General features: G+C 69.7%; 17 protein-coding genes. 11 read left to right on the top strand and 6 right to left on the bottom strand.

Features of this window, described 5'->3' with window-relative positions:
• Positions 1 to 6 precede the first annotated feature (6 nt).
• Together ACIBK4_RS04645 and ACIBK4_RS04640 are read left to right on the top strand one after the other, a co-directional pair.
• Entirely contained in the window at positions 7 to 741 is a 735-nt protein-coding gene (locus ACIBK4_RS04645; protein WP_398992056.1) for a DUF1707 domain-containing protein, read from the top strand.
• A gap of 173 nt (positions 742 to 914) precedes the next feature.
• Entirely contained in the window at positions 915 to 1,289 is a 375-nt protein-coding gene (locus ACIBK4_RS04640) for a WhiB family transcriptional regulator (RefSeq protein WP_366431383.1), read from the top strand.
• A 93-nt stretch (positions 1,290 to 1,382) separates the two neighbouring features.
• On the opposite strand, the gene glpX is transcribed toward ACIBK4_RS04640, so the two are convergent.
• Positions 1,383 to 2,417, bottom strand: a complete 1,035-nt coding sequence (gene glpX, locus ACIBK4_RS04635) for a class II fructose-bisphosphatase (RefSeq protein ID WP_033286599.1) — start codon at positions 2,415 to 2,417, stop codon at positions 1,383 to 1,385.
• Between the two features lie 126 nt (positions 2,418 to 2,543).
• Between glpX and ACIBK4_RS04630 the strand changes: the two genes are divergently transcribed.
• Complete coding sequence (locus ACIBK4_RS04630; protein WP_398992053.1) at positions 2,544 to 3,065, top strand: DUF4245 domain-containing protein; 522 nt, start codon at positions 2,544 to 2,546, stop codon at positions 3,063 to 3,065.
• An 82-nt stretch (positions 3,066 to 3,147) separates the two neighbouring features.
• Here ACIBK4_RS04630 and ACIBK4_RS04625 read toward each other — a convergent pair whose 3' ends face one another.
• The 4 genes from ACIBK4_RS04625 to ACIBK4_RS04610 form a co-directional block, all read right to left on the bottom strand.
• Positions 3,148 to 3,738 carry a malonic semialdehyde reductase gene (locus tag ACIBK4_RS04625; protein WP_398992051.1) on the bottom strand — a complete coding sequence of 197 codons (591 nt, stop codon included), beginning with the start codon at positions 3,736 to 3,738 and terminating at the stop codon, positions 3,148 to 3,150.
• A gap of 576 nt (positions 3,739 to 4,314) precedes the next feature.
• Positions 4,315 to 4,557, bottom strand: a complete 243-nt coding sequence (locus tag ACIBK4_RS04620; RefSeq protein WP_366431387.1) for an exodeoxyribonuclease VII small subunit — start codon at positions 4,555 to 4,557, stop codon at positions 4,315 to 4,317.
• A 26-nt stretch (positions 4,558 to 4,583) separates the two neighbouring features.
• Complete coding sequence (gene xseA, locus ACIBK4_RS04615) at positions 4,584 to 5,792, bottom strand: exodeoxyribonuclease VII large subunit (RefSeq protein WP_398992049.1); 1,209 nt, start codon at positions 5,790 to 5,792, stop codon at positions 4,584 to 4,586.
• 257 nt (positions 5,793 to 6,049) lie between these two features.
• Positions 6,050 to 7,432: an APC family permease gene (locus tag ACIBK4_RS04610; RefSeq protein WP_398992047.1), complete on the bottom strand. Its 1,383-nt coding sequence runs from the start codon at positions 7,430 to 7,432 to the stop codon at positions 6,050 to 6,052.
• A 99-nt stretch (positions 7,433 to 7,531) separates the two neighbouring features.
• Between ACIBK4_RS04610 and ACIBK4_RS04605 the strand changes: the two genes are divergently transcribed.
• Both ACIBK4_RS04605 and ppgK read left to right on the top strand, forming a co-directional pair.
• On the top strand, positions 7,532 to 8,557 hold the full coding sequence (locus ACIBK4_RS04605) for a 4-hydroxy-3-methylbut-2-enyl diphosphate reductase (protein WP_398992045.1): 1,026 nt from the start codon (positions 7,532 to 7,534) through the stop codon (positions 8,555 to 8,557).
• 29 nt (positions 8,558 to 8,586) lie between these two features.
• Positions 8,587 to 9,333, top strand: a complete 747-nt coding sequence (ppgK, locus tag ACIBK4_RS04600) for a polyphosphate--glucose phosphotransferase (RefSeq protein WP_398992043.1) — start codon at positions 8,587 to 8,589, stop codon at positions 9,331 to 9,333.
• 81 nt (positions 9,334 to 9,414) lie between these two features.
• Here ppgK and ACIBK4_RS04595 read toward each other — a convergent pair whose 3' ends face one another.
• Entirely contained in the window at positions 9,415 to 9,999 is a 585-nt protein-coding gene (locus ACIBK4_RS04595; protein ID WP_398992041.1) for a DUF6542 domain-containing protein, read from the bottom strand.
• 200 nt (positions 10,000 to 10,199) lie between these two features.
• Between ACIBK4_RS04595 and ychF the strand changes: the two genes are divergently transcribed.
• The 6 genes from ychF to ACIBK4_RS04565 all read left to right on the top strand — a co-directional run bounded on the left by ychF (position 10,200) and on the right by ACIBK4_RS04565 (position 16,554).
• Positions 10,200 to 11,288, top strand: a complete 1,089-nt coding sequence (ychF, locus tag ACIBK4_RS04590; RefSeq protein WP_366431393.1) for a redox-regulated ATPase YchF — start codon at positions 10,200 to 10,202, stop codon at positions 11,286 to 11,288.
• 95 nt (positions 11,289 to 11,383) lie between these two features.
• The gene (locus tag ACIBK4_RS04585) at positions 11,384 to 12,145 is read left to right on the top strand and encodes a DeoR/GlpR family DNA-binding transcription regulator (protein ID WP_398992039.1); all 762 of its coding nucleotides are present in this window, start codon (positions 11,384 to 11,386) and stop codon (positions 12,143 to 12,145) included.
• Between the two features lie 272 nt (positions 12,146 to 12,417).
• Complete coding sequence (locus tag ACIBK4_RS04580) at positions 12,418 to 12,912, top strand: hypothetical protein (protein WP_398992037.1); 495 nt, start codon at positions 12,418 to 12,420, stop codon at positions 12,910 to 12,912.
• Positions 12,896 to 13,867 (top strand): bifunctional lysylphosphatidylglycerol flippase/synthetase MprF, encoded by a 972-nt coding sequence (locus ACIBK4_RS04575; RefSeq protein WP_398992035.1) that lies wholly within the window; start codon positions 12,896 to 12,898, stop codon positions 13,865 to 13,867. Before ACIBK4_RS04580 ends, ACIBK4_RS04575 begins: the two co-directional genes overlap by 17 nt.
• Positions 13,868 to 14,069: 202 nt before the next feature.
• Complete coding sequence (locus ACIBK4_RS04570; RefSeq protein WP_398992033.1) at positions 14,070 to 15,200, top strand: acyl-CoA dehydrogenase; 1,131 nt, start codon at positions 14,070 to 14,072, stop codon at positions 15,198 to 15,200.
• 259 nt (positions 15,201 to 15,459) lie between these two features.
• Positions 15,460 to 16,554 carry an SDR family oxidoreductase gene (locus tag ACIBK4_RS04565; RefSeq protein ID WP_398992031.1) on the top strand — a complete coding sequence of 365 codons (1,095 nt, stop codon included), beginning with the start codon at positions 15,460 to 15,462 and terminating at the stop codon, positions 16,552 to 16,554.
• Positions 16,555 to 17,029: the final 475 nt, after the last annotated feature.

Genomic DNA, 17,029 nt, shown 5'->3' with positions numbered 1-17,029 from the left:
GCTGCCGTGGACCTTCAGAAGCAGCCCGCGCCCCCGCAGCCCCCCTCCGCGCCCACGGCCCCGTCGCAGCCCGCGCCCGCAGCCGCGTCGCTGCGTGCCTCGGACGCCGACCGTGACCGCATCGCCGACATCCTGCGCGAGGCCCTGGCCGAGGGGCGTCTGGACGCGGACGAGCACGCCGAGCGGGTCGAGGGGGTGCTGAGCGCCAAGACGGTCGGCGAGCTGGAGGTCTTCATCCAGGACCTGCCGGCCGCCCACGGACACCGGGCTACGACCCCGTCGTACAGCCCCGCTCCGAACCGTCCGACGGAGGGCGCGATCCCGGCCGAGGCCGACGAGCACGTGGTGGCGGTGTTCAGCGCCGCGATGCGCAAGGGCCGTTGGCGCGCGGGCCGCCGTATGCACGCGTACGCCGTGTTCGGCAGTGTCGAGATCGACCTCAGCGAGGCGATCTTCGAGTACCAGCAGGTCGTCATCAAGGCGATCTCGGTCTTCGGCAACGTCGAGATCCGCGTCCCGGAGAACGTGTCGCTGCGCGGCACCGGCGGCGGCGTTCTCGGTAACTTCGAGGTGGACACGCTGGACTCCGTCGAGCCGGACGCGCCCGTGATCTACGTCGACGGGTGGGCCGTACTCGGAAATATCGAGGCAAAACCCAAGCGGGGTAAGCTCGTTGCGGACATTCTCGATCGGGTTCAGCGCAAGGTCGACAAGAATTTGCGCAAACACCTGGACCGTTGACGGTTGTGAATCGGGACACATGTGGAGGTGATCGGTCCACGCCCGTCCGGTCCTGACATCGCGCAGAAGCGCCCGAAAACCAGCGGTTCGGAACTCAGTGCATAGGCGCGCGCACAGCGGGTAGGCCTTGCTGCATCGTCTCTCGCTCGCGAAGCCGTCGTCAGGAGTAGACCGTGCTGCAACCGCCGCATTCGCCCCTCCAGGTAGCTGCTGTTCCGGCCCAGCGGGTGCCTGCGCGAGACAGGGACCAAGACGCTCCATGGCACACCGAAGCGGTGTGCCGGCGCGACGAGGCAGGCCTGTTCTTCGCACCCTCCAAGGAACCCACCGCCGCCCGACTCTCCCGCGAGGACGCCGCCAAGCGCGTCTGCGCCCGCTGTCCGGTCATGGTCGAGTGCCGAGAGCACGCACTCCTGCAACCCGAGCCGTACGGCGTCTGGGGCGGCCTCACCGCCGCCGAGCGCCGCGTGGTCCTGGCCAGGCGCCGCCGCCGCGACCTGGAACTCCAGAAGGCGCGAGCGGCGGGCCGTATAGCGGCGGCCGGCTGACCGACGTAGAAGAAAGGGGCGCCCCCACCGCACCGGGGGCGCCCCTTTCACGTACGACCCTGTGGTCGTGGCTTCGTTGCCGCTACGGCGTGGCTACTTGGCCCGGTCGAAGTCGATCGCGCTGTACGCCCGGAGCTTGCTCAGCCGGTGTTCCGAATCGATTCGCCTGACGGTGCCGGACTTGGACCGCATCACGATGGAGTCGGTCGTCGCGGTCTCCGCCCGATACCGGACGCCCCGTAGCAGCTCCCCGTCGGTGATCCCGGTCGCGACGAAGAACACGTTCTCGCCGGACACCAGGTCGTCGGTGGTCAGCACGCGGTCCAGGTCGTGTCCGGCGTCCAGCGCCCGCTGCCGCTCGGCGTCGTCCTTGGGCCACAACTTGCCCTGGATCACGCCTCCCAGGCACTTCACGGCACAGGCGGAGATGATGCCCTCCGGCGTACCACCGATACCCAGCAGCAGGTCCACGCCGGTGCCTTCGCGCAGCGCCAGGATGGAGCCCGCGACATCGCCGTCGGAGATCAGCTTGATCCGCGCACCGGTCTCCCGGATCTCCTTGATGATGCCGTCGTGCCGGGGCCGGTCCAGGACGACGACGGTGACGTCCTCGGGCGTGACCCGCTTGGCCTTGGCGACCCGGCGGACGTTCACCGAGATCGGGGCCTCGATGTCGACGAACTCGGCGGCCTCGGGCCCGGCGACGAGCTTGTCCATGTAGAACACGGCGGACGGGTCGAACATCGAACCCCGGTCCGCGGCGGCCAGCACGGCGATCGCGTTCGGCATGCCCTTGGCGTTGAGGGTGGTCCCGTCGATCGGGTCGACGGCGATGTCGCACTCCGGCCCGGTCCCGTCGCCGACGCGCTCGCCGTTGAAGAGCATCGGCGCCTCGTCCTTCTCGCCCTCACCGATGACGACGACGCCGTTCATCGAGACGGTGGAGACGAGGGTCCGCATGGCACGCACGGCGGCACCGTCGGCGCCGTTCTTGTCACCGCGCCCGACCCAGCGGCCCGCGGCCATCGCGGCGGCTTCGGTCACCCGGACGAGTTCCAGGGCGAGGTTGCGGTCGGGGGCCTCGGAGGGGACTTCGAGTTCGGACGGCAGATGATGATGCTCGGTCATCGGAGCGCACCTTTCTGATACGACGACGGCCGGATGAGGGTATGGCCACGACTCTATCGCCAGGCAGACAAAATGAGCATGGGGGCCCACGGATGAGCGGACCAGGGCACCTGCGACGATAGGGACGTGGCAGGTTCGAACGGCAAGCAGAAGACGGTCCGGGACATGATCCTCTCCCTGGGCCTGATCGGGATCGCGGCGGCGATCATCTACATCTTCATCCCGCACAGCGACCACGCTCCCGACATCAAGCGGGTCGACTACCGCGTGGAGCTGCTCACGGCACGCCGCACCGCGCCGTACCCGGTGGCGGCCCCGGAGGGCCTGGCCAAGACCTGGAAGGCGACCTCGGTCAGTTATGACGGCGCCGCGTTCGACGCCTGGCACCTCGGGTTCAGTGCCCCTGGCGGACAGTACGTGCAGATAGAGCAGTCGACTCAGAAGCCGGCCGACTTCGTCGACACCGCCAGCCAGGGCTCCGCCGCGACGAAGACGACCCAGAACATCGACGGCCGCACCTGGACCCGCTACACCGGCGGCCGCTACGACGCGCTCGTGCTCGCGGAGAAGGGCTCGACGACGGTGGTGGCGGGTACGGGCTCGTTCGCGCAGCTGACGGAGATGGCGAAGGCGCTGCAGACGAAGTGAAGTGAGCTGACGGCTGAGACGAAGGCCCCCGGCGCCGCGTGGTGCGCCGGGGGCCTTCTGTGTGTCATGGGTGTCCTGTGCCTCAGACGGTCGTGACGACCTCGTCGTAGGCCAGACGCGGGGAGCGCGGGAACCAGGCGTCCGGGCCCGGCTTGCCGATGTTGATGACGACGAACGGGGTGTGGTCGTCGTCCAGGAACTCCTTCTGGACGCCCGCGAAGTCGAGACCGGTCATCGGGCCGGCGGCGAGACCGGCGGCGCGGATGCCGATGATGAAGTACGCGGCCTGGAGGGCGGCGTTCAGCGCGGCGTTGCCCTCACGGACCGAACGGTCGCCGAAGACGGCGTCCTTGGCCTGCGGGAAGTGCGGGAACAGGTTCGGTAGTTCCTCGTGGAACTCGTTGTCCGCGGAGAGGATCGCGACCAGCGGGGCGGCGGCGGTCTTCTTCTGGTTGCCCTCGGAGAGGTGCTGCACGAGGCGCTCGCGGGCCTCGGGGGAGCGGACCAGGGTGATGCGCAGCGGCGACTGGTTCATCGAGGTCGGGCCGTACTTGACCAGGTCGTAGATCGCCTGCACCTGCTCGTCCGTCACCGGCTCGTCGGTGAACGTGTTCGCGGTACGGGCCTCGCGGAACAGCAGGTCCTGGGCGGTGGGGTCAAGGACGAGAGACATACGTGAACTTCCTCGGATAGCCGGGAACAGGATTACCGGACCACGGTCCGGATCGACTGACAGGACCGACGGTACGCGAAGAGAGGTTCAACGTTCAACCAAAAATGGAGGGGGGTGATCCGTATCACGGGGGAGGGGGGTGTGGGTGGGGATGGTCATCGGGTGCGGGGTGCGGGGTGCGGGGTGCGGGGTGCGGGGTGTCGGGTGCGTGCTGGTGCTGGTAGAGGTTCGGCGTTGACGGCGGTGGGCGGTGGTGGGTACTGGCTGGCCGCTGTCGCTAAGGTGTCTGTCGGCGCGAGTCGCTGTTGCTGTCGGCTGTCGTAACTCGGCGTCCGTTGCCAGCAGTTGCTAGCTGTCACCGTTTCCGCCGTGGCTGGCAGCCGGATGTCGGCTGGCGCTACGTGCCGTCTGCTGCTGGCTGTTGTGAGTCGCCCTGCGCTGCCAGTCCTCGGCCACTGGCCCGTTGTTAGCTCTTAGCTGTCGCTGCCGACTGGCGTCCGCCGCTTGTTGTCCGCTGCCCCCGTCAGCCGTCAACCCGCGTGAGCCGTCCGCCCCCGCGTGAGCCGCCCCCGCTCGCTACTCGCCGTCGCCGTCCGCTTCTACGGCTGAGCCCTCTTCCTCCGCCAACGCCGCGTCCAGTCGCGCCCGCGCCCCGTCCAGCCAGCGGCGGCACACCTTGGACAGTTCCTCGCCGCGCTCCCAGAGGGCGAGGGACTCCTCCAGGGTTGTACCGCCCGCCTCCAGGCGCCGTACGACCTCGATCAGTTCGTCGCGTGCCTGCTCGTACCCGAGCGACTCTTCCGTCACCTTGCTGGTCATTCGCCCACCCTATGCATCAACAGGAACTACGCCTCGACCCGAACCGTGAACTCGCCCTCGGCGACCCGCGCGCGGAGCGCATCGTCCGCGCTCACCTCGTCCGGGGCCCGGACGACATGCCCGTCGGCCCGCTGCAGCACCGCGTACCCCCGCTTCAAGGTGGCCGCGGGGGAGAGGGCCACCACGCGCGCGTGCGTGTGGGTCAGCTCCGAGTCGGCGCGGTCCAGGAGGTGGCCGAGGGTGCGCCGGCCGCGGTCGAGGAGGGCGGCCACGTGATCCGCCCGCTCGTCGATCATCCGGTGCGGATCCTGTATCGACGGCCGCGACAACGCCTGCGCCAGCCCACGCTCCTCCCGGTCCACGAACGCCACGACACACCGCCGCGCCCGGTCGCGCAGTTGCCGTACGCGCTCGTACTCCTCGCCCACGTCCGGTACGACCTTCTTCGCCGCGTCGGTGGGGGTGGAGGCGCGCAGGTCGGCCACGTAGTCCAGGAGGGGAGTGTCGGGCTCGTGCCCGATCGCGGACACCACGGGCGTACGACAGGCAGCCACCGCCCGTACGAGCTGCTCGTCCGAGAACGGCAACAGGTCCTCCACGCTGCCGCCGCCCCGCGCCACGATGATCACGTCCACACCGTCGAGCGCGTCCAGCTCCTTCACGGCCTGCACGACCTGCGGCACGGCGTGCACACCCTGCACGGGCACGTTGCGCACCTCGAAACGGACCGCCGGCCAGCGATGCCGCGCGTTCTCCAGGACGTCCCGCTCGGCCGCCGAGGCCCGCCCGCAGACCAGCCCGATCAGCTGCGGCAGAAACGGCAACGGCTTCTTCCGGTCGGCCGCGAACAGCCCCTCCGCGGCCAACGACTTCTTCAACTGCTCCAGCCGCGCGAGGAGTTCCCCAACCCCGACCGGCCTTATCTCGGTCGCCCGCAACGACAACTGCCCCCGCGGCGCGTACCACTCCGGCTTCGCGAGTACGACGACTCGCGCGCCCTCGGTGACGACATCGGCGATCTCGTCGAACACCTGCCGAAAACAGGTCACGCTCACCGAGATGTCGTACGACGGGTCGCGCAGCGTCAGAAACACCACACCGGCACCGGGCCGCCGCGACAACTGCGTGATCTGCCCCTCGACCCACACCGCACCGAGCCGATCGATCCACCCGCCGATCAGCCGGGAGACCTCACCGACGGGGAGCGGCGCGTCCGGAGCAGTGTTGAGAGCCATGCGCCGAGAGTAACGGCCGCCTCTGACAACGGGGTCGAGGTGTGGCGTGGTGGGGCGGTGAGGGGTGGGACATGGGGGCGGGCTGGTGGCCTGGGCTGATGGGGGGCTGCCGTTGACGTGCCGTCCGGCGCCTTTTCAACGCAGGCCGCCTATTTTCAGCCCGTCCGGCGTTTGAGGACGAGGCCCCTTCAGGGCCGACGGGGGTCCGGGGGCGGAGCCCCCAGGAGACGCCCGCCCCCACCCACGCCGCTGGACAGCTACTGCCGGACCGCCCCACGTGACTGCACAGCCAGCACCACCAACCCCACCGCCAACCAGATCGCCCCCACCACCTGCGCCGTCCCGGACGCCTCCACGATCACGGCGATCGTGATCGCCGCCCCCAGCACCGGCACCAGCACGTGCCGCCACCACACCACCGGCCCACCCCGCCGCCGTACCGCGAACCACCCCACCACGCTCGCGTGCAGCAACGTGAACGCGGTGAGCGCGCCGATGTCGACGACCGAGACCAGGTGGTCGAGGCCGTCGTCGCGGCGGGCCGCCCACACCGCGGCGATCAGGGTGATGACCGCCGCAGACAACAGGGCGACCCTCGGTACCCCGGAGTCGGTCTTCGACAGGGCGCGGGGCAGGCGCCGGTCGCGGGCCATCGCGAACACCAGGCGCCCCGCCGCCGCCTGCCCGGCCAGCGCAGCGAACGCCGCGCCGATCGCCTTGCTGACGGCGACCAGGTTGTGCAGCCAGTCGCCGACCGAGACGTCGACCGCGTCGTAGAACGCCGATCCCTGTTTGCCCGGGTCGGCGGCCAGTTGTGCGGACGTCGTCGGCTCCAGGAGGGCGACCAGGTACGTCTGGGCGATGAACAGCACGCCGGCCAGGGCGAGGCAGAACAGCAGCGCCCTGGCGACCTTCTCGGAGCCGCCGGTGACCTCTTCCGCGAAGGTGGCGACCGCGTCGAAGCCCAGGTAGGACAGGACGGCGACCGAGACCGCGCCGATCACCGCCGACAGCGCGAACGCGCCCTGCGTGCCGTCCCCGGAGAGCGGCGACAGCCAGCCGCGTTCGGCACCGTCGCGCGCGAGGACGACGATCGCCGACACGACGAAGATGATGAGGACGACGATCTCCATCGCGAGGACCAAGAAGCCAACGCGGGCCGCCGCGCGCACACCCCAGAGGTTGAGGCAGGTCGTGATGACGACCGCCAGCGCCGTCCACACCCACCGCGACACGTCCGGGACCAGCGCGTTCATGGCGATCCCGGAGAACAGGTAGGCGACGGCGGGGATCAGGATGTAGTCCAGCATCGCCATCCAGCCGGCGATGAACCCGGCCTCCTTGCCGAGCCCCACGCGCGCGTAGGCGAACACCGAGCCCGCCTGAGGGACGACCCGCACCATCTGCGCGTAGCTGAACGCCGTGAACGCCATCGCGACCGTGGCCACGACGTAGACCAGCGCGACGGCCCCGTGCGACTTGGCGTCCAGGGTGCCGAAGACGCCGACCGGCGCCATCGGGGCGATGAACAGCAGCCCGTAGACGACGAGATCCCGGAAGCCGAGGCTGCGCCGCAGCTGGGGCCCGTCGTCGGCCGAGGTCGTCGTATCGGTGGCCGTATCGCTGTCCCTGTCCGCCATCTCGCGTCTCCCGTACGTCGTGCCCGGCCCCCACCCCTCCCACTCCACGGCCAGTCTCCCCAAGGACGCGATCTTTGACCCGTCGAGCGCGGCCTTACGATGGGACGCATGACTGCTTCGTCTGGCCGCCGTGTCCTGCTCGCCGCCCCCCGGGGCTACTGCGCGGGCGTGGACCGCGCCGTGATCGCCGTCGAGAAAGCCCTTGAGCAGTACGGGGCTCCGATCTATGTCCGGCACGAGATCGTGCACAACAAGTACGTCGTCCAGACCCTGGAGAAGAAGGGCGCCGTCTTCGTCGAGCGGACCGAGGAGGTCCCCGAGGGGAACATCGTGATGTTCTCCGCGCACGGCGTCGCCCCCGTCGTCCACGACGAGGCCAAGCAGGGCCGCCTGGCCACCATCGACGCGACCTGCCCCCTGGTGACCAAGGTCCACAAGGAAGCCGTCCGTTTCGCCAACGAGGACTTCGACATCCTGCTCATCGGCCACGAGGGCCACGAGGAGGTCATCGGCACCTCCGGAGAGGCCCCCGACCACATCACGCTCGTGGACGGCCCCAAGGACGTCGCCAAGGTCGAGGTGCGCGACCCGTCCCGGGTCGTCTGGCTCTCCCAGACGACCCTCTCCGTGGACGAGACCATGGAGACGGTCGACGCCCTGAAGGAGAAGTTCCCGCAGCTCATCTCGCCGCCCAGCGACGACATCTGCTACGCCACGCAGAACCGCCAGCTCGCCGTGAAGCAGATGGGCGAGGAGGCCGACCTGGTGATCGTGGTCGGCTCGAAGAACTCCTCCAACTCGGTACGGCTCGTCGAGGTCGCCAAGCTGGCCGGCGCCCGCGCCGCCTACCTGGTGGACTTCGCCGACGAGATCGAGGAGGCCTGGCTGGAGGGCGTCACCACGGTCGGCGTGACCTCGGGCGCCTCCGTGCCGGAGGTTCTGGTCGAGCAGGTCCTGGAGTGGCTGTCGACGCGTGGCTACGAGGACGTCGAACTGGTCAAGGCGGCCGAGGAGTCCATCACGTTCTCGCTGCCCAAGGAACTCCGCCGCGACCTGCGCGAAGAGGCGGCCGCGCTGGTCGCCGAGCGCACCGGTTCGGACCGTACGGCACCCTCCGGGCAGTGACCGTCAGTCGTTCGTCGTAGCGTGGATCCATGCAGATCTTCGGCGTGGACATCGGTGGATCCGGGATCAAGGGCGCCCCTGTGGACCTGGACAAGGGCGAATTGACACAAGAGCGGTGCAAGGTGCTGACCCCGCACCCGGCGACACCGGACGGAGTGGCCGACGGCGTGAAGGAAGTCGTCGACCACTTCGGCTGGACGGGACCGGTCGGGCTCACGTTTCCGGGCGTGGTCACCGGCGGGGCCACGATCCGTACGGCGGCGAACGTCGACAAGAGCTGGATCGACAAGGACGCGGGCGCGCTCTTCGCCGACCGGCTGGGCGGCCTCCCGGTGACGGTCGTCAACGACGCGGACGCGGCCGGCGTCGCCGAGATGCACTTCGGCGCCGGCCAGGGCCGCAAGGGCACGGTGATCCTGCTGACCTTCGGCACGGGCATCGGCAGCGCCCTGTTCGTCAACGGCATCCTCGTGCCGAACACGGAGCTGGGCCACCTTGAGCTGAACGGCCACGACGCCGAGAAGAAGGCGTCCAGCAAGGCCAAGGACGACGGCGAGCTGACCTGGGAGCACTGGGCGCACCGCGTCCAGAAGTACCTCGCCCATGTCGAGATGCTGTTCTCGCCCGAGCTGTTCATCATCGGCGGCGGAGTCAGCCGCAAGGCCGACAAGTTCCTGCACTTCATCGAGGACATCAAGGCCGAGATCGTGCCGGCGCAGCTGCAGAACAACGCGGGGATCGTCGGGGCGGCGATGCACGCGGCGGGGGACGACTAGACCCCGGAGTCCGGAGGGGGCACGCGCGCGTGCGTACGGGAGTCGGGAGTCACGCGCGAGTGCCCAAGGGGGTTACGGGAGTCACGCCCGCCGGCGACGCCTCAGCAGCCGGACCCTGCGAACCGTCGCGATGAGCCCCGCGACGAGGGTCCCCCCGTACAGCCAGCCGGCCTGTGTGGCGAGCCCGGTGAAGAGGGCCACCATGCGGTTGGCGAGGCCGCCGTTGCCGTCGGCCAGGGGGAACAGGCCGACGGCGAAGGCGATCGGTACGACGACCGGCGCGGTCAGCAGGTCACCGCGCCGGATCCAGACCGCGGTCAGCACGCACACCGGCAGGAACAGCACGCCGTACACGGTCAGCGACGCCCCGAACAGGAACTGGTCGATACATCCGAGCACGAACATCACGGCCGTGCAGAAGAGCCCGCCGCCGAGGCCGGTGAGCCGGGGGTTCGGCAGCTGCCGTACGGACTGGGCCGCCGTAGGACCCGGGCGTCGTACCGCCGACGGGCGGCGCTGTGCGGTGCCGCGTGGCTGGGGTCCGGGCTTTCCGGCCCTGGTCGTGCGGGCCGGGCCGCCGTTCGGGCCCCGGCCCGCCTGCGGGGGCAGGGGCGGGGCCCCGCGTCTTGCGCCGGCCTGTGGGGGTCGTGTCCTGTGTTGCTCCACTGGACCAACTTAGGTCGGTTTATGTGCCCAATAGGTCTTGAGACACGCCGATGGGCAGAGCTTGGCCACGTGTTCGACGCGGAGCCGGAAGGGCGCGGCTCACGCCGTAGACTGGTGGATCGGCCCCGGGCCCAAGGCTCCGTAGCCCCGGCCGGTCCCCTCCACTGCTCTCACGCCACTCACGTACGGGAAGTCGCAACGTGTCGCTCACGATCGGAATCGTCGGTCTGCCGAATGTCGGCAAGTCGACCCTGTTCAACGCCCTGACCAAGAACGACGTGCTGGCGGCCAACTACCCGTTCGCCACGATCGAGCCGAACGTCGGCGTGGTCGGTGTCCCCGACCCGCGCCTGACCAAGCTGGCCGAGATCTTCTCCTCGCAGAAGATCCTCCCGGCGACGGTCGACTTCGTCGACATCGCGGGCATCGTGAAGGGCGCGTCGGAGGGCGAGGGGCTGGGCAACAAGTTCCTCGCGAACATCCGTGAGTCCGACGCGATCTGCCAGGTCATCCGCGCCTTCCAGGACGAGAACGTCGTCCACGTCGACGGCAAGGTCTCGCCCAAGGACGACATCGAGACGATCAACACCGAGCTGATCCTCGCCGACCTGCAGACCATCGAGAAGGTCCTGCCGCGCCTCCAGCGGGAGTCGCGCATCAAGAAGGACATCGGCCCGAAGGTCGCGGCGGTCGAGGCGGCGCAGGAGATCCTGGAGAGGGGCGACACGCTCTTCTCGCAGGGCATCGTCCAGGGGTCCGGCAAGGAGGAACTCCTCCACGACCTGCACCTGTTGACGACCAAGCCCTTCCTCTACGTCTTCAACGTCGACGAGGACGAGCTGGTGGACGAGGACTTCAAGACCGCACAGCGCGCCCTGGTCGCCCCCGCCGAGGCGATCTTCCTCAACGCCAAGCTGGAGGCGGACCTCGCCGAGCTCGACGAGGAGGAGGCGATGGAGCTCCTGGAGTCGGTCGGCGTCGAGGAGCCCGGCATGACGACCCTGGCCCGCGTCGGCTTCGACACCCTCGGCCTCCAGACGTACCTGACGGCAGGTCCCAAGGAATCCCGCGCCTGGACCATCAAGAAGGGCGCCACCGCCCCCGAGGCCGCCGGCGTCATCCACACCGACTTCCAGAAGGGCTTCATCAAGGCGGAGGTCATCTCCTTCGCCGACCTGGTGGAGACGGGCTCGGTCGCCGAGGCCCGGGCCAAGGGGAAGGCGCGTATGGAGGGCAAGGAGTATGTGATGCAGGACGGGGATGTCGTCGAGTTCCGGTTCAACAACTGAGCTCCACCACGTCGGCGATGTGACGTCGGCGGGGATCTGCGCCAGTCACACGCCGGCGTGAAGTGGGCTGTTTCCGGGTGGTGTTCAATCGCGGCATGAGCAACGCAGACCGGCACCGGCTGATCGCCCAGGCCGTCAAGGAGTCGGGCAGTGCCACGGTCCCGGAACTCGCCGAGCTGACCGGCGCCTCGGAGATGACCATCCGGCGCGACCTGGACACGCTGGCCGCGCAGGGTGCTCTCCAGCGTGTCCGCGGCGGGGCGCTCACCCTGCTGCTCAGGGGCGAGGAACCGCCCTTCGCGCTGCGCGCCCACGAGGCGGCCGACGAGAAGCGCCGGATCGCGTCCGAGGTGTCCCGGCTCGTCGCCGACGGCGAGACCGTTCTGCTCGACAGCGGTACCACCTGCCTGGAGGTGGCCCGCCTGCTGCGTGGCCGGCACATCACCGTGATGCCCCTGTCGCTGCAGGCCATTCACGTACTCGGCGAGACACCCGGCCCGACCACGTTGCTGGTGCCCGGCGGACGCCCCCGCGCCGCCGAGGGCGCCCTGACCGGCCCCCTCGCACTCGCTTCCCTCGCGGCGTTGCGCTTCGACACCGCGATCGTCGGCTGCTGCGGCCTGAGCGCCGCCGAGGGCCTGACCGCCTACGACCTCGACGACGCGGCGGTGAAGAAGGCGATCATCGCCTCCACGCGCCGCGTCATCGCCGTCGCCGACGGCAGCAAGCTCGGCCGCACCGCCCACGCCTACGTCGGCCCCTCCGCACTCGTGCACACCCTCGTCACCGACACCACCGCGTCCGCCGACGAAGTAGCGGCGCTCGAAAGCGTCGGCACTGTCGTGACGACTGCCTGACAGCGATCAGGGTCCACGGGGACGTGGGGTGCGGGGTGCGCTCGGAGTGGGCCCGGCGCCCGGATGCGGACGGGCGGGTGCGGTCGGCGACGTCAGCCCACGGCGTGCGCTGACCGGCTCATGACGGCGAAACCAGGGCCGGAACCAGGGCCGGAACCAGAACCCGGGTCCGGCCTCGTGGGCTTATCTTAAAAGTGATTAATTCTGTATTTGTTTTCCTGTGAGGGTTTCCGTCGCTTCCCCCGTAAACAAGGGTGAAGGGTGGAGGGCGCATGGATGCGAAAAACAGATTCGAGACGAGAGTCACCTTCCTGCTGCTGCGGATGGAATGGCTGGGTGGTCTGGTCGTATGTGCCGTGCTCGCCGTGCGGCATTTTTCGGAGATTCGGTGGGGAGTGTTTGTCGCTCTCTTCGTCGTGATCGATGTCATCGGTTATCTTCCCGGCGCCCTGGCCTTTCGGAGGAGTCGGGGCGGGTGTATCTCGCGGTGGTACTTCGTGGCGTACAACACCATGCACAGCCTTGTGACCGGGGGTGTCGTCGCCGGATTGTGGGCGGTGCTGGTGAGGCCGGAATGGGCGCTGCTCGCTCTGCCCCTGCATCTGTTGGGGGACCGGGCTCTGTTCGGGAATTCGCTCAAGCCGTTCGGGGTGCGTTTCGAACCGGACCCGCATCCGGCGTATGTCGAATTCGAGCGGGCATACTCGCTTTCGGCCGGAGAGAATTCCGGTGAATCCCGAAGGGGTGCGGATGTCGTCCGTCTTTGATGCCCTGGTCCGGCACAGTGACAATCCGAGTTCTTTTCTTGCCCTCAATCAGGGCAACGAATACTTTCGAGATCCGCGCTTCGACGGCACGTGCGTCTATCGCCGGTCGGGGCGGCACCTGCTGCAGTTCGCGGGGCCCTTCGCGGCGGAGGAGCAGCGTGCGGGGCTGTTGGACGCCTTCGCGGCGCAGGCCCGGCCGCGGCGGGTGGTGGCCGTACAACTGCAGCGGGCGGACGCCGAGTTGTACGGGGCGCACGGGTTCACGGTGAATCAGCTCGGGGCGTCGTACGCGGTCGACCTGGGCCGGTTCACGCTGCGCGGGTCGGCCTTCGTACGGCTGCGGAACAAGATATCCAGGGCCCGGCGTGCCGGACTTGAGGTGGTCGAGGCACCCACTGTGGCCGACGACGAGGTGCGGAACGAGCTGGATCTGATCGACCGGGCCTGGTTGCGGGGCAAGGGCGGTGCGAAGGAGCTGCGGTTCCTGGTGGGTGAGCGGACCGGGCTTGCCCAGCGGCACCGGCGGTTGTTCGTGGGGCGGATCGGTGGGGTGGCCGTCGGGTACATCAGTTACTCGCCGGTGTTCGGGAGTCGGCCGGGCTGGCTGCATGACCTGAGCCGGCGTTCTCCGGAGGCTCCGCCCGGGGTGATGGAGGCGCTCAACGCGACCGCGATGGAGCGGATGTCTGCCGACGGCGCGGGCTGGCTGCACTTCGGTTTCACGCCCTTCACCGGTCTTGCCGACGAGCACGAACTGCCTTGCGCGAGCCGTACGTTCACGCGTTGCGTGCGGTTGCTCGCCCAGCACGGGGAGCGGATTTATCCGGCTGCGGCGCAGCTTGAGTACAAGCGGAAATGGGCGCCGCATGTGGTGCTGCCGGAGTACATCGCGTTTCAGGGGCGGCCTGGGCTTGCGGCGGTGTGGCAGCTGTTGCGTGCTACGCGGGCGCTGTAGGGGCCGGGTGATCGGGCGACCGGTCCTGCCAGTTCCGTCCATCGATCAGTCCCGTCCATCGATCAGTTCCGCCCGTCCATTCGGCTAGCCCCGTCGACCCGCCCATCCCGCCATCCCGCCATCCCGTCTTTCCCGCCACCCGTCATTCCCGTCCGCCGGACGGGGTCCAGCGCGACCGGGTCGTCCCGGAGCAGGGGAGCACATGAGGTTTTTGGAGCGCGAACGCGCCGTACTGACGAAGTTGTTGCCGGGGCTCGACGAGAGTCTGCGGGCGGTGTCGCTCATGGAGTTGGAGAGCCCGCGCAGTCCGGGTATCGGGCTCTTCCGTGACAGTGGCGGGCCCGGGCTTGTGGTGCCGGTTTCCTGTCAGGGGAAGGGGGCCACCGCGCTGGACGCCCTGCGGGTGCAGCGTGCGCTGGGCAGCAGGTCGCCGTCCCTGGCCGTGGCCACCACGATGCATCACTTCTCGATGGCCACCCTGGTCGGTCTCGTCACCGACGGCGAGGGACTGGAGTGGATGCTCGTCGAAGGCGTGGCCTCCGGGAATCGTCTGGTGGCCTCCGGGTTCGCCGAGGGGCGCCCGGGCGCCGGCATTCTCTCGCCGTCGATGACCGCCACGGTGGGGCCCGACGGGGTGCGGATCAGCGGGGTGAAGCGCCCGTGCAGTCTCGCCCGGTCCATGGATCTGCTCACCGCCAGTGTCCTGGTGCCCGGTGAGGGAGGGGTGCGTGAGGAGTTGGCGGTGGCGTTGGTGCCCGCCGAGAGCGAGGGCGTCAGCGTCAGCGGGTTCTGGTCCAGTTCCTTCCTGTCGGGGGCGGAGAGCGACCAGGTCACCCTCACGGATGTGCTCGTGCCGCCGGAACTGTTGCTGCGTACCTCGTGCTCGGACGGGCGCCTGGACGAACTGCAGACCGCGGGACTGGTCTGGTTCGAGCTGCTCATGACGGGGAGCTATCTCGGGGTCGCCAGCGCGCTGGTGGAGCGGGTGTTGTGCAACGAGCGGGTGCCCGAGTCCGAACGGGTCCGGCTGCTGGTGGAGACCGAGGGTGCGATGGCCGCAGCGGAGGGTGTCGCCCGCCGGCTCGACGAGGGTTGCCCGGACGAGTCGACACTCGCCGACTCGCTGTACGTGCGGTACTCCGTCCAGGACGCCCTGGCCCGCATCGTCCCCCGGGCGGTGGAGCTGCTCGGCGGCCTCAACTTCATGAGCTCGGACGAGGTAGGACACCTCGCGGCCTGCGCCAACGGGCTCTCCCTGCACCCGCCGGCCCGGTCCAGGATGACGGGCCCGCTGGCGACCCACCTGGCCGACGGACCGCTCACTGTCGCCTGATCCGGTCCCGATTCCGACCCCGGTCCCGATTCCGACCCCGGGCGGGACTTCGACTCCGACTCCGGGTGCGACTCCGCACGTTTCCACGAACCGCGTCTCGCCCCAACACCCCTCACCCGACGGGCCGTTCACCGTCGTCTGATCCGACCCCGACCCCGCCCCCGCCCCCGGGCGCGACTCCCCACGTCCACGCGAACCGCATCGCACCCCCCACGCCCTCCACCCCCAACACCCCCCACCCGACGGGAGTTTCCGAACCATGCCGCCAGAACCCACCGGTCCGTCCCGCCCCCGGAACCCACGCCCGACCCTGCTGCTGACCGGCGCCGCAGGCGTCCTCGGTCAAGCCCTGATCGACGAGCTCTGCGACGACTACGACCTGATCTGCCTCCGCCACCGGGCACCCCTGGACGACCCCCGGGTACGGGAGGTCACCGCCGACCTGAGAGCCCCCGGTCTCGGGCTGTCGGCCGCCCAACGGCTGGACCTCGCCGCCGAGGTGGACGTGGTCGTGCACTCCGCCGCCGCCACCAACTGGCGCCTGGACCCGGCCGACATCTGGCGCACCAACCTCGACGGCACCCGGTCGATGCTCGACCTCGCGGCTCGCGCCGACGCCCCCTTCTTCTACATGAGCACCGCCTTCGTGGCGAACCCGCTCGCGCCCGAGGAACGGGAGCGTTTTCCCGGGGCGGCGGCCTACCTCGCCTCCAAGGCGGCTGCCGAGGAGGCCGTACGGTCGGCCGAGGTTCCCGGGGTCATCCTGCGGCCGTCGCTGGTCATGGGTGACTCGTCCACCGGCCGGATCGCCCGGGTGCAGGGTCTGACCCGGGCGCTGGGCGGGATCGTCAAGGGCCAGGTCCCGGTGCTGCCGGGCTCGCCCGGGACACGGATCGACATGGTGCCGCAGGACGTGGTGGCCCGCGCGGTCGGTGACCTGGTCAGGTCCGGGGTCGCCCAGGGCGAGTACTGGCTGACCGCCGGGCGCGAGGCGATCCTGCAGCGGGAAGTCGTCGACATCTGCCTGGAGTTCGCAGGACACCACGGTGAACGCCCGCACCCGCCACGGCTGATCCCCGTGGAAGCGGTGCACCGGCTGCTGCTTCCGCTGCTGGAGGGACCGTCCTTCCCCGCGCTGGTACGCCGCCGGCTCCAGGACTACGCCGAGCTACTCCTGGTCTTCCAACGGGAGTTGCCCTTCGCCTCCGATCTGGGAACACCCCACTGCGGCACGGCCCCCACCCGCGCCGCGATCCGCTCGGCACTGACCCGCAACGTCGAGTGCTGGGCCACCGGCCGAGGAGGCCTACGACGATCCCGGCCGACCCAGACCCCGGCGGAGCTGGCGTCATGACGGCGGTGGAGGCTGCGGCTCAGGCGCCCGCAGGGGTGGCGGGTCCTGCTGCCGTGGAGGTGCCTGGTCCCGCCACCGTGGAGATGGCTGCTTCCGCTCCCGAGGAGGGGGCCGGTCCTGTGGTAGCAGAGGTGGCGGCTCACGCCCTCGTGGGAGCGGCCGCCCACGCCGCCGTGGAGATGGCTGCTCCCTCCGCCCTAGGGGTGGCTGCCACAGCCGTTGAAGGGACGGCCGGCCCGGTGGCCGTAGGGATGACCAGTCCCACCCCCGAAGGGATGGCCGGTCCCGTCGCAGGAGAGGCGGCGACTCACGCCCCCGTAGGAGCGGCCGCTCATGCCGCCGTAGACATGGCTGCTCCCGCCACTTCAGCGGTGACCGGTCCCGCCCCCGAGGAGACAGCCGGTCCCGCCGTTGAAGAGACGGCCGCTCCCGCCCCCGCCGGGGTGACTGCTCCCACCCCCAAAGAGACGACCCC

The organism is Streptomyces sp. NPDC050528 (assembly GCF_044457795.1).
Classification (GTDB): domain Bacteria; phylum Actinomycetota; class Actinomycetes; order Streptomycetales; family Streptomycetaceae; genus Streptomyces.
Note: the sequence above shows the minus strand (reverse complement) of the source record. Positions and strands in the feature narration are given on the sequence as shown.